Source organism: Micromonospora sp. NPDC048894, assembly GCF_040649765.1.
Classification (GTDB): domain Bacteria; phylum Actinomycetota; class Actinomycetes; order Mycobacteriales; family Micromonosporaceae; genus Micromonospora; species Micromonospora antibiotica.
This window is the reverse complement of record NZ_JBEZFY010000001.1, coordinates 232314-244995: the sequence shown is the minus strand read 5'-3', so window position 1 is coordinate 244995 and position 12682 is coordinate 232314. Positions and strand designations below refer to the sequence as shown.

General features: G+C 72.4%; 9 protein-coding genes and 1 pseudogene. 6 read left to right on the top strand and 4 right to left on the bottom strand.

Annotation, left to right across the window (positions count from 1 at the left end; genetic code table 11):
* Positions 1-153 precede the first annotated feature (153 nt).
* The gene (locus tag AB0C22_RS01145) at positions 154-1443 is read right to left on the bottom strand and encodes an adenylosuccinate synthase (RefSeq protein WP_208565321.1); all 1290 of its coding nucleotides are present in this window, start codon (positions 1441-1443) and stop codon (positions 154-156) included.
* A gap of 396 nt (positions 1444-1839) precedes the next feature.
* Here AB0C22_RS01145 and AB0C22_RS01140 point away from each other — a divergent pair.
* Positions 1840-2733 (top strand): annotated as a pseudogene (locus AB0C22_RS01140) (hypothetical protein); the annotation flags it as partial.
* A gap of 76 nt (positions 2734-2809) precedes the next feature.
* Positions 2810-5086 carry a chromosome partitioning protein gene (locus AB0C22_RS01135; RefSeq protein WP_357532813.1) on the top strand — a complete coding sequence of 759 codons (2277 nt, stop codon included), beginning with the start codon at positions 2810-2812 and terminating at the stop codon, positions 5084-5086.
* A gap of 70 nt (positions 5087-5156) precedes the next feature.
* On the opposite strand, the gene AB0C22_RS01130 is transcribed toward AB0C22_RS01135, so the two are convergent.
* Positions 5157-5585 carry a DUF3151 domain-containing protein gene (locus AB0C22_RS01130; protein WP_219465550.1) on the bottom strand — a complete coding sequence of 143 codons (429 nt, stop codon included), beginning with the start codon at positions 5583-5585 and terminating at the stop codon, positions 5157-5159.
* A gap of 396 nt (positions 5586-5981) precedes the next feature.
* Between AB0C22_RS01130 and AB0C22_RS01125 the strand changes: the two genes are divergently transcribed.
* Positions 5982-7187 carry a hypothetical protein gene (locus tag AB0C22_RS01125; RefSeq protein ID WP_208565317.1) on the top strand — a complete coding sequence of 402 codons (1206 nt, stop codon included), beginning with the start codon at positions 5982-5984 and terminating at the stop codon, positions 7185-7187.
* A gap of 88 nt (positions 7188-7275) precedes the next feature.
* Here AB0C22_RS01125 and fbaA read toward each other — a convergent pair whose 3' ends face one another.
* The gene (gene fbaA, locus AB0C22_RS01120) at positions 7276-8298 is read right to left on the bottom strand and encodes a class II fructose-bisphosphate aldolase (protein ID WP_208565316.1); all 1023 of its coding nucleotides are present in this window, start codon (positions 8296-8298) and stop codon (positions 7276-7278) included.
* 143 nt (positions 8299-8441) lie between these two features.
* The gene (locus tag AB0C22_RS01115) at positions 8442-8825 is read right to left on the bottom strand and encodes a phage holin family protein (protein WP_208565315.1); all 384 of its coding nucleotides are present in this window, start codon (positions 8823-8825) and stop codon (positions 8442-8444) included.
* 124 nt (positions 8826-8949) lie between these two features.
* Here AB0C22_RS01115 and AB0C22_RS01110 point away from each other — a divergent pair, with 124 nt between their 5' ends.
* From AB0C22_RS01110 to AB0C22_RS01100, 3 genes are all read left to right on the top strand, one after another.
* The gene (locus AB0C22_RS01110) at positions 8950-9162 is read left to right on the top strand and encodes a hypothetical protein (RefSeq protein ID WP_219465549.1); all 213 of its coding nucleotides are present in this window, start codon (positions 8950-8952) and stop codon (positions 9160-9162) included.
* Positions 9163-9265: 103 nt separating this feature from the next.
* Positions 9266-10813, top strand: coding sequence for an LPXTG cell wall anchor domain-containing protein (locus AB0C22_RS01105; RefSeq protein WP_219465548.1), 1548 nt, complete (start codon positions 9266-9268; stop codon positions 10811-10813).
* 199 nt (positions 10814-11012) lie between these two features.
* Positions 11013-12611 (top strand): LPXTG cell wall anchor domain-containing protein, encoded by a 1599-nt coding sequence (locus AB0C22_RS01100; RefSeq protein ID WP_357532809.1) that lies wholly within the window; start codon positions 11013-11015, stop codon positions 12609-12611.
* Positions 12612-12682: the final 71 nt, after the last annotated feature.

The window sequence follows — 12682 nt, the reverse complement described above, 5'->3', positions numbered from 1 at the left end:
ACCCCTGTGGATAAACCTGTGGACAACCCCCGGGTTTCCACAGGTGATCAAGAGCTTTACGTCAACGAAAGGCGAATTCGTGACGCAAACCTCTTGATCACCGGGGGCAGAGCGGGACCGCGACGGGGGGAGGGCGGGGAAGGGAGGGGGATGTTAGGGGAGGAGGGGGTGGCGGACTACGTTTTCCTCGCGGCCGGGGCCCACGCCCACCACGCTGACGCGGGTGCCGGTGAGTTCCTCGATGCGGGCGATGTAGCGGCGGGCGTTGTCCGGCAGCTCGTCCTCGGTGCGGGCCTTGCTGATGTCCTCCCACCAACCGTCGTGCTCTTCGTAGATGGGGGTGGCGTGGTGGAAGTCGGTCTGGGTCATCGGCATGTCGTCGAAGCGTTCGCCGTTGATCTCGTACCCGATGCAGAGCGGGACCTTGGGCAGGCCGGTGAGCACGTCCAGCTTGGTGATCACCAGGTCGGTGACGCCGTTGAGGCGGCAGGAGTACCGGGCGACGACGGCGTCGAACCAGCCGCAGCGGCGTTCCCGGCCGGTGGTGGTGCCGTATTCGTGGCCGACCTTGCGCAGGTGCTGGCCGTTGTCGTCGAACAGCTCGGTCGGGAACGGACCGGACCCCACCCGGGTGGTGTACGCCTTGCTCACCGCGATGACCCCGGTGATCGCGGTCGGCGGGATGCCCGCACCCACGCACGCCCCACCGGCCGTCGGGTTCGACGAGGTGACGAAGGGGTACGTGCCGTGGTCCATGTCGAGCATGGTGGCCTGGGCACCCTCCAGCAGCACCGTCTCGCCCCGGTCGAGGGCGTCCCAGAGCATCACCCGGGTCTCGGCGATGTACGGCCGCAGCCGCTCCGCGTACCGCAGGTACTCCTCGACGGTCTCCTCGACGTCGATCGCCTTGCGGTTGTAGACCTTGAACAGCAGCTGGTTCTTCTCACGCAGCGCGAGTTCCAGCTTCTTGCGCAGGATGCCCGGGTCGAGCAGGTCCTGGAGCCGGATGCCCATCCGGGCGACCTTGTCGCCGTAGGCCGGGCCGATGCCGCGCCCGGTGGTGCCGATCCGGGCGGACCCGAGGTAGCGCTCCACCACCCGGTCCAGCGCCCGGTGGTGCGGCATGATCAGGTGCGCGTCGCCGGAGATCCGCAGCCGGGACACGTCCACCCCGCGCTCGGCGAGCCCGTCGATCTCGGCGAGCAGCACCTTCGGGTCGACCACCACCCCGTTGCCGATGACGATCATGGCGCTCGGGGAGAGCGCACCTGACGGCATCAGGTGCAGCGCGTACTTCTGCCCGTCCGGGGTGATCACGGTGTGGCCGGCGTTGTTGCCGCCGGAGTAGCGCACGACGTAGTCGACCCGCTCACCCAGCAGGTCGGTAACCTTGCCCTTGCCCTCGTCGCCCCACTGAGCACCGATGAGCACGATCGCTGGCATCTTTTCCGCCTCCAGAAGGCTCGGGTGCCAGGTGGCGACCGGTTGGCGAGCCCGGGGTGTCAGGCTAACAAGTAGGAACGGCGTGGCCAGCAGGGGTTCGCGTCGAAGGTCAGGAGGCCCGGTTTGTACGACGTGGTGCTGCTCACCCTCGGCTCGGAGCGGGACGCTCCCGGTGGGGGCTGCGGCAGCGGCGACGGCTGCTGCGGCGGTGCTCCGCAGGCCGCCGGGCAACCGGCCGGAGAACGGACCGACCCGACCGCCGGGCAGACCCCCACGGGCCGTCCGACCGGTGGGCACGAGCAGACCGGGGCCGGTGGGCACGAGCAGACCGGGGCCGGTGGGCACGAGCAGACCGGGGCCGAGGGGCACGAGCGGGCCGAGGCCGGTGGGCACGGGACGGAGCAGGGGCGCTGCGAGACGCCCCGGGTGCCGGTGCTGGCCTGTGCGGACGCGTTGACCGCCCGGGGTGCCCGGGTGGGGACGGTCGTCGCCCGTTCCGACGCCGAGGTCGACGAGGTGCTGGCCCGGCTGGACGCCCCGGCCCGCCCCGACGGCCTCACCTGGCCCGACCCGGACAGCAAGGTCCGGCTGGTCGTCGCCACCGCCACCGACGCCCAGTTGCGCGCCGTCGTGCGCCGCCTGGTCCGCCGGTACGCCCCACCGCCGAGCCGTCGCCCCGCCGAGTTGGCCGGCAACCGTACGGTGCCTGATCTGCCGCCGATCGGCGTACTCCCGCTCGATCCGGCCCGGGGTGGCCCGCACCGGGATCTGGCCGCGCAGCTCGGCCTGCCCCGGGACCCGGCGGCGGTGGCGGCGGCCGTGCTCGACGGCGGGGTACGCCGGCTCGACCTGCTGCGCAACGACGGCGGTTCGGTGACCCTGGACGGCGCGTTGCTCGGCGCGGCCGACGACTCGGGCCGGCCGCTGCACTGGCGTGGTCGGGTCGAGGTGGACGACGCGGTGCTCACCGACGGCGCGGACCCGATCCTGGCCTGCGCGATCGGCAACGCCGGCGGGTACGCCACCCTCGACTCGCTGCCGCTGCTCACCGCCGGCGACCCGACCGACGGTCTGGTGGAGGTCGCGGTGGCCGTTCCCGTGCCGACCCGCTCCACGTTGGGTAGGAAGAAGAAGATCCGCTACGAGGTACGTCGGGCCCGGGGCCGGGCGGTGGCCGTGATCCCCCGTGACGAACGGGTGCCGTTCCTCGACGACGGGGTCGAGGGCGAGTTGAGCCGGAAGCGTTCCTGGTGGACCGAGCCCGGGGCCTGGGCGGTCTTCACGGGCTGACCACCCACCCGCGTCCGTCACCCGGCGTGACGGCAACGGGACGGCCTATCCTCGGCGGGAGGAATGGGGAGGAGCCGTGGTGGACGACAACGCCGACCGGGCAGGACTGCCCGGCCAGCCGCCGGTGCCGGAGCGGGACATCGAACCGCTCTGGCCGCCCGACCCGACCGAACCGGTGCCGCACTGGGCCGGTGAACCCCCGCCGGTCTTTCCGCCGACGGCGTACCCGTCGCTCGCGGCGGAGGTGACTCCGACGCCGGCCGACGGTGGTTGGGCCCCACCCGGTGACGGTTGGACGCCCGCCCACCCGGAACCGACCCCCACCCCCGCCCTCCCCCCGAGGTACGACGACCCCCCGGGGTACGACGACCCCCCGGGGTACGACGACCCCCCGGGGTACGACGACCCCCCGGGGTACGACGACCCACCCGGGCGGGCGGCGACGGGCCGGGCCGGGCGGGTGGACATCGACCTGCCCTTCTCGCTGGACCCGTCGCTCGCCGGCCCACCGGTGCCGCCGCCCGGCCCGGCCCGGGGGGCAGCTCCGTCGGCGCCCACGGACCCGCCCGACGGCCCACCCCACCCCGCCCCGCCGTCCCCGGCGCGTAACGCGACCGTCGTGGCGCACGGCACTGACCCGACCGAGTGGAATCTCGGCAGGTTCGGGCCCCTCCAGCGGCCGAGATCCGCCCCGGTCCAGGAGCCCGGACCGGAGGCGGCGGCAGTCGTGGCGGCGGTGCCGGCCCAGCCCGCAGGCCGAGGCGAGTCGCCCTGGGCGCTGCCGCCCCAGCGACTCGCGGTCGGCGTCGAGGAGTCGGCCCCGACCGCTGCCGGACCGCCGCCGAGGCCCACCGCCCCCGACGCGGATTTCGGCCCCACCGGACCCGGACCCGGCCACACCGCCGCATCCGATCCGGCCCACCCCGACCCGGAGCACCTCAGCCCGACCTTCCCCGAGCCGGAGCACCTCAGTCCGATCTATCCCGGCCAGGAGCACCTCAGCCCGCCCCATCCCGGCCCGACCTATCCCGGCCCGGAACGCCTCGGGCCGGAGCGCCATGCGGCGGAGGAGGCCGGTCCGGGCGCGCTCGACCCGATCGCCTCCGCGCCGGCCACGCCCGGACCGGCCGCCCACGGCCAAGGGTCGACCGGACCCGCAACTCCCGGACCCGCCGCCCACGGCCCCGGACCCGCCGCCCACGGCCCCGGGCCGACCGGACCCGCAACTCCCGGACCGATCCGGCCCGGGGTGACGGGTCCCGGGGAATCCGGTCTGCTGCCCGGACCGCAGGTGCCCGGCGGGTGGCACCGGTCGTCGTGGCCGGAGCAGCCCCCGCCGGCCGGGACGGCACCGGCCGCCGGGCCCCCGGCGGCCTATCCCGACCCGGCGGGCTACCCGGAGCTGGGCTGGTCACCGGACAGCGGGATCGCGCCGACCGCCGAGGACTTCGCCCGCCGTCGGCAGATCCGGCCGGCCGAACCGATCGCCACGATGGGCGTACGGGCCGTGGTCAACCGGATCGGCCTGGTGAAGCTCCCACCGGGGCAGCACGAGCAGGAGGTGAAGCGGGACATCGAGATGGTGCGCCGCAACTTCGGCGGGCTGCGCCAGGTGACCGTGGTCAACCCCAAGGGCGGCGCCGGGAAGACGGTGGCCATCCTGCTGCTCGCCATGACCTTCGGGCAGAAGCGCGGCGGTTACGTGCTGGCCTGGGACAACAACGAGACCCAGGGCACCCTGGGGATGCGGGCGCAGCAGGACTTCCACTCCCGGACGGTCCGGGACATGCTGCGTGACCTCGGGCAGTTCCAGGGGCCGCACGGCCGGATCGGGGACCTGTCGCAGTACGTCCGCTCGCAGGGCGAGGGGATGTTCGACGTGCTCGCCTCGGACGAGTCGGCCACCGGGGGCGAGATGCTGACGGCGGCGGCGTTCGCCGAGATCCGCGAGGTGGTGAGCCGGTTCTACAAGCTGATCTTCGTGGACACCGGGAACAACGTCCGGGCGCAGAACTGGCAGGCCGCGATGGACGCCACCGACCAGTTGGTGGTCACCATGTCGGCCCGGAACGACTCGGCGGAGACGGCCGCCCGGATGCTCGACCACCTGGAACAGAGCGGCCGGCACCGGCTCGTCCGGCAGGCGGTGACGGTGGTGTCGATGCCGCCGTCGCGCAAGGAGATCGACCTGCCGGCCATCCAGGAACACTTCGCCGCCCGGACCAGGGCGGTGCTGCTCGCACCGTACGAGCGGCTGATCGACACCGGTGAGCCGATCCGGTATGGCGGGCTCTCCTCGGCCACCCGGGACGCCTGGCTGAAGATCGCCGCAGCGGTGGCCGAGGGGCTCTGAGCGGCCCGCGACCGTCGGCACCGGCCCACCCCGAACGGACCGTCGGGGCGGGCCGGCGTCGACCGGACGGTCAGGCGCCGGCGAGGGCGTCCCCGGCCGCCGGGTCGCAGTCGCGGAGGAACTGGGCGCACCGGGCGGCCTCGTCCGCCTCGCCGATCTCCCCGGCGGCCCGGGACAGGACGTAGAGGCAGCGCAGGAAGCCCTGGTTCGGGGCGTGCGACCACGGGACCGGGCCGTGCCCCTTCCAGCCGCTGCGCCGCAACTGGTCCAGGCCACGGTGGTAGCCGGTGCGGGCGTACGCGTACGCGGCGATCACCTGACCGCCGTCGAGGGCACGGGTGGCCAGGGCCGCCCAGGCCGCGCTGTGGGTGGGGAAGCGGGCCGCGACCTCGGCGTACGCCTCGTCGGTGCCGTGCTCGGCGGCGGTGGCCAGCGCGGCGTCCGCGTCGTCGTGCGCGGGCAGGAGGGTGGCCGGAGGCTCAGGCAACAGGTTCTGCATCGCCCCATTCAACCCGCTTCGCCCTGCACCGCGCGAGGGGGTCGGACGCATACGGTGGCTGAACGGTGGAGGTCTACGTCACGCCCGGGACCCCGTCGGGTGAACCCTCGGCCAACCGTACCGGCCCTGCGGTCGTACCGGCGACCCGCGCGGCTCGGACGATCCACCCCAGCGGTCCCGCCGGTCGGCCCTGCGGCCCATGCCGCACGAAGATATTTTCCACTACAACTATTGGTCCGGAGCCTCCCCAGGACCCGGTTACGCAGGAGCCCGGCGACCTCGGTCGCCGGGCTCCTGTCGTCGGTGCCCCGGCCGCCGCGCGGCGGGTGCCCCGGCCCGCCGGATGCCGGCCCCGGCCGCCGCGCGGGGGTGGCGGGGTGGGGGCAGGATGGCGGGGTGCCGACCCCACCTCCTGCGGACGTCATCGCGCCGCACGACACCAGTCATGACGAGATCGAGACCCGGGCCGAGTTCGACAGGCACCTGGTCGCCGGCAGCCTCGCCGGGTTGACCGTGCAGGGGCTGCGCCTCGACCTCGATCCGGTTCCGGACCTGACCGCCACGGAGGTGACCGGGACCCTCTTCGTGGGTTGCCGGTTCGCCGGCCGGGAGGTCGGGGCCGACCTGGTCCGGCGCGGGGCGAACGTGGTGCCGCCCTTCTCCGGCCTGCCCTACCCGACCCAGCCGGCCCACCTGTACACCCCGACCGACCTGGCCGAGGGGTTCGCCGACGGCGGGTTCGCCGGGATGTACGACACCCGGGTCTACGAGCACTTCCGCGCCCACGGTGGCGCCCTGCCCGACGTGAAGGAGGCGCTCGGGCAGCGGTTGCACGACCACGGGGTGGACAACGCCCTGGCCGACGCGACCCGGACCTGGCTCGCCACCCACGGGCCGCAGTCGGTGGTGGGGGTGATGGGTGGGCACGCGGTGCCGCGCGGCAGTGTGCCGTACCGGATGGCGGCGGTGCTGGGCTGGGAGCTGGCGCGGGCCGACCGGCTGGTGGTGACCGGCGGCGGCCCCGGGGTGATGGAGGCGGCCAACCTGGGCGCGTTCCTGGCGGCCTGGCCGGCGCGGGAGTTGGACACCGCGATCGACCTACTGGCGGTGGCCCCCGACTTCACCGATCACGACCGGTACACGGCCGCCGCGCTGGCGGTGCGGGACCGTTACGTCGCCACCGTGCCGCAGCAGCGCGGCCCCGGCCTGGACTGGGCCCGCTCCGGCGGGCTGGCCATCCCCACCTGGTTGTACGGCCACGAGCCGGCGAACCTGTTCGCCGGGCGGATCGCCAAGTACTTCTCCAACGCCATCCGGGAGGACACCATCCTGCGGCTGGCCCGGGGCGGGATCGTCTTCGCGCCCGGCCGGGCCGGCACCGTGCAGGAGGTGTTCCAGGCGGCGACGAAGACGTACTACGGCACGGACGGCGCGAGCGGGGCGTACGTCTTCCTCGACCAGGCGTACTGGACCCGGGAGTTGCCGATCGAGTCGCTGCTGCGCCCGCTGTTCGCCGGGTCGCCGGCCGGTGACCTGTCCGCCAGCATCCACCTCACCGACGACGTCCACGAGGCCGTCCGGGTGCTCACCGCGACCGGCTGACGGCCGTCCCGGCCACCGTCGTGGCCGGGCTCCGACGGCGACGGCCGGCTCCCGTGGGGGAGCCGGCCGTCGACGGGGTACGTCAGGGTCACTTCATCCGGGTGCCGGTGGAACGCAGGTGCTCGCACGCCTCGATGACCCGAGCGGCGAGACCGGCCTCGGCCAGCTTGCCCCAGGTACGCGGGTCGTACTGCTTCTTGTTGCCGACCTCGCCGTCGATCTTGAGGACGCCGTCGTAGTTGCGGAGCATGTGGTCCGCGACCGGCCGGGTGAACGCGTACTGGGTGTCGGTGTCGATGTTCATCTTCACCACGCCGTAGTCGAGCGCCTCCCGGATCTCCTCCAGCAGCGAGCCGGAGCCGCCGTGGAAGACCAGGCTGAGCGGCTTGTCCTTGCCGTACTTGGCGCCGACCGCCTCCTGGATCTGGTTGAGGATCTCCGGCCGGAGCTTGACGTTGCCCGGCTTGTAGACGCCGTGCACGTTGCCGAAGGTCAGCGCCGCCATGTAGCGGCCCTTCTCACCCAGGCCGAGCGCCTCGACCATGGCCAGGCCGTCCTCGACGGTGGTGTAGAGCTTGTCGTTGATGGCGTTCTCGACGCCGTCCTCCTCGCCACCGACGACGCCGACCTCGATCTCCAGGACGATCTTGCCCTTGGCGGCCTCGTCGAGGAGCTGGGCGGCGATCTGCAGGTTCTCCGCCACCGGCACGGCCGAGCCGTCCCACATGTGCGACTGGAACAGCGGCTCCTGGCCGCCCTTCACCCGCTCCTGGGAGATGGCCATCAGCGGCCGGACGAAACCGTCCAGCTTGTCCTTCGGGCAGTGGTCGGTGTGCAGCGCGATGTTGACCGGGTACTTCTTGGCCACCTCGTGCGCGTACGCGGCGAACGCCACGGCGCCGGTCACCATGTCCTTGACGGACGGGCCGGACAGGTACTCGGCACCACCGGTGGAGACCTGGATGATGCCGTCGCTCTCCGCGTCGGCGAAGCCCTTCAGCGCCGCGTTCAGGGTCTGCGACGAGGTCACGTTGATCGCGGGGTACGCGTACCGGCCGGCCTTGGCCCGGTCCAGCATCTCCGCGTAAGCCTCGGGGGAAGCGATGGGCATGTGAAAAGCTCCTTACTTACCGCTCTCGGCCGCGCTGGCCGCTGACTTCCATCGGTGCGCCGGACCGCGCTGTCCACCGTCGGCAGTATCCCGCAGGAGGCGACGGCGGGCACCACCGCCCCGGTGGCCGTCCACCGGTCGGCTCACCGGCGCTCCCACCGGTCCGGTACGGCGACACTGATCAACCAGGTCACCACGGCCATCACGATGGCCCCCCAGAAGGCGGCCCAGAAACCGTCCACCCGGAACGGCAGGTCGAGGGCGCGCGCGAGCCAATCGGTCAGCATGAACAGCAGGGCGTTCACCACCAGCGCGAACAACCCGAGGGTGAGCAGGTAGAACACGCAGCCGACCACCTTGATCACCGGCTTGAGGACCGCGTTGACGACGCCGAAGATCAGCGCCACCACCAGCAGGGTGAGCGCGGTGTTCGCGCCGTTGCGCCCGGTGACGTCGACCCCGGGCACGATCAGCGTGGTGACCCACAGCGCGATCGCCGTGATCACCAGTCGGATCAGGAAGCCCACCGACCCATCCTGACACCACCCGACGTCCCCGGTGGGACGTTCCCGCGTTCCCGCGCCCACCGGGCGACCTGCGCCACCAGCCCGTACGGTGGGGTGGACAGGCCGCCGGCACCAGGGAGGGACGATGGGTCAGCCCCACGAGGACTTCACCCCGAGCGACCACCTCGACCCGCAGGAACGCGACCTGGAGGCCGAGCCGGCCGACGCGGTCGAGCAGGCCGCCGTGGTCGGTCCGGACGAGACCGACGCCGAGCCGCACCGGGGCCTGGAGGTCGACGACTGGGACGCGATGGAGCAGGCCCGGGTGGTCACCGCCGACGAGGACGACTACCGCTGACGGTGCGGGCCGACCGACGTCGTCCCGGCGTGGCGGGGCAACGCGGAGTGTGACCTGCGTGAGAGGCTGACCACTTTCCGTCACCCGCCGGGAGGTAGTCCTCATGCTTCGGCACCACCTACGGCGCTGGTTCGCCACATTCGTCGCCGTCGGCGTGTTCGTCGGCACGGCCGCCACCCCCGCCCTGGCCGTTGGCGCGTTCGTCTCCGCCGCCGCGCCGGCCGCAGCCGGCGCGGTGAAGATCGAATCGCGGGACCTGCTGGTCGCCCCCGGGCACGGCACCTCGGGTCAGGTCCGCATCGACATCACCTACCTTGCCGAGGGCGAGCCTTTCCACCTCGGCCTGGACCTGTCCGAGCTGGACAAGGTCGGCCGCCTCACCACCTCGGGCGACGGCTGGAGTTGCGCCCAGCCCGACAGGCACCTGCGCTGCACCGCCAAAAAGGGCAAGGCGGCCATGTCGAACGAGTTTCCCACCCTGTTCTTCCAGATCGACGCCCGGTCCGACGCGCCGTTGGACACCCGGGTCGAGCTTCGCTTCGACGTGACGTCGTCCGCGGCCAGCGGCACCCGGACCACCACGGTGACCGTCGTCGAGGGGGTCGACCTGCAGACCGCACCGAAGGCGGAGCTGAGCGTCGAACCCGGCGACCTGCTCGACGTCACCGGCACCGTGCGCAACGCCGGCCCCGGACCCCAACGCGGTGTCGTGCTCACCATGGATCCGGACTGGCTGTTGACGTACCGCGACAACTTCCGCAACTGCCGGTGGAGGGAGGGCACCCCGCTCGTCTGCCGTTTCGACACGGAACTCGAACCGGGCGTCACCTACCGCCTCTCGGATCCGCTGCCGTTCAGGGTGAACCGGATCGCCCGCAGCGGCCTGGTGCTGACCAACCGGCTCCAGTGGTGGACCACCGACGACTGGGCGCTGGTCGAGAACGATCCGACCGCCCCGAAACCGCCCGACACTCCCGGCAACGGCATCGAGCTGCGCCTGGTCGCCCAACCGTCCGCGGCACGGACCGATCCCGCCGTCCGGAACAGCTGGACCGACGTCCGGGTGACCATCACCGGCGACCGGACGGCGGACGCCGCCGCCGTGGGCGACGAGGCCCGGGTGCGGGTCGGTGACCGGGTGAAGATGACGATCGGCTTCCGCAACCTGGGGCCGACGACCGTGGAGACGTGGCGGGAACAACCCCTGGTGCAGGTCGACATCCCGGACGGCCTGACGGTGGTCGACATCGTCTGGGATTGCTACCCGGTCACCGACGGGAAGTGGAACGGTGGCGACATAGGCGAGCCCGGTGCCCGGTCCTACGGGTGCGGTGGTCCCGGGGACTTCGCCGATGCCGGGGAGACCTTCTCCTACGCATTGACGCTGCGCGTCGACCGGCTGACCCGACGGACCGCCGGGGCGGTGACCACCGCCCTCGACGGTGACACCGATCACCGCAACGACCGGGCGGAGATCGTGTTCCTGCCGGCCGCCGACGGCAGTGCCGGTGGGGAACCGGACGGGGACGGTTCACTGCCGATCACCGGCAGCGCCGCCGCATCTCTCGCCGCGCTGGGTGGGGGGCTGCTCATTGCCGGCCTCGGCGGCTACCTGGTGGCCCGCCGTCACAGGACCCGCTTCGTCGCCTGATCCTCCTCCACCATCCGAGTCCCGTCGGCGACCCGGTCCGGCGGGTCGCCGCAACCGTCCACGGACCCGACCCGGCCGTTGTGTCGGTTCAGCCGGCCGTTCGGCCCATCTCTGGACCCGCGCGGCAGCACGGGCAGCACGGGAAGCGCGAGATCCATAGGATTCGCAGGCTTCGCTGCTCACCCACGGGAGGAAATCCATGATGCTCAAGCACTCGACCCGGCGCTGGCTCGCCGGGCTGAGCGTGGCCGGAGCATTCGTCGCCGCCTCGGCCACCCCGGCGTCGGCCGAGAGCGCAAAGGTCAATCTTGGCATCTACTTCGATGACACGACCGTCGCACTCGGCTCCGAAGGCAAGACGAACTCGCCCACGCTGCACAGCTCCGTGCCGGCCGTCCTGCGCGGCCTGAGCGTGCGCTACGACTTCGCCGGGCTCAGCGCAAAGGTGACGGTCAAGCCGGAGAGCGTGGGCAGCGGTGACTGCACCTCGCCGCAGCAGGGCGTCCTGGTCTGCACCGACCCGTTCGAGGTCGAGCTCGATGAGTGGGGCATCGGCGGCTACTTCAACGTCGTCATCGCACCGACCGCCGACGCCCAGGACGGCGACAGCGGCGACCTCAAGGTGACGGTCAGCGCGGACGGTGCCAAGTCGGCCAGCCACACCGCCAAGGTCCGGGTCGGGGAGGGTGTCGACCTCGCCGGCGGCACCGAGGTGACGCGGTCCACGGCCCCCGGTGGGAGTTTCACCGCCCCGCTGACGGTGCAGAACGTCGGGCAGAGCACCGTCAAGGGTGCCGTGGCGGTCTTCGACCACGACCGGGCCATCCGCCCCGGCAAGAAGTACAGCAACTGCACCTACGAGGGTGACCAGCTACGCACGTGCAGCTTCACCGACCTCGTCGCGGCTCCCGGTGAGAGCTGGACCGCTGACGCCCCGTACCTGCTCGGCAAGGACGCCTACGCCCCGGGCCGCAGCTACGGCTACCACAACTGGATGACGGTGGCGGAGTTCGAGGACTTCACGACGTACCTGGCGCATCTGGACATCTCGATCGGCAAGCCCGGTGACGGCGGTGAACTCAGCCTGGGCAAGGGCGGCAACCGCCGGGGTCTCCAGTCCGACACCGACCCCTACAACAACTGGTCCAGCGTGGTGGTCAAGGCCACCGGTAAGAACGGGACGGACCTGGCCGCGATCGGCAACTCGGTGAAGGGCAAGGCCGGTGAGGTGGTCAATGCCACCATCGGCGTCCGTAACGACGGACCGGCGTCGCTGGACTTCAGCCGTAGCGGCACCCCCGTCACGAAGGTGGACGTCGTCGTGCCGACCGGCACCACCGCCGTCGAGGTGCCCGACACCTGCATGCCCTTCAACGATGGCGACGCGGACTGGTCGGAGGCCGGCACGCCCGGCGCCAAGGCGTACCGCTGCCTCCCGGACATCTACCTCGCCGTGAACGAGAAGCAGACCTTCTCGTTCGACCTGCGGATCGACAAGGTGGTCCCGGACGCCGCAGGCACCGTGACGATCAACGCCAAGTGCGCGTGCGACGGGTTCACCGAGGACACCAACGCGGCCAACGACGTCACGAAGCTGCTCGTCAACGCGACCGGCCCCGACGGCGGCACGGACGGCCCCGGCGGGGGTGACGGGGGCGCGGGCGCCGGTGACGGTGGCCCGCTCCCGATCACCGGCAGCTCGACGGCCCTGGTCGGTGGGGTCGGCGCACTGCTGCTCGTCGCCGGTGCCGCCGGCTACCTGGTGGCCCGCCGCCGCCGGACCCGCTTCGTGGCCTGATCTCCGCTGCACCTTCGACGCCCCGTCGACCCGCCCGGGTCGGCGGGGCGTCGCGTTCCACCGCCCGCGCA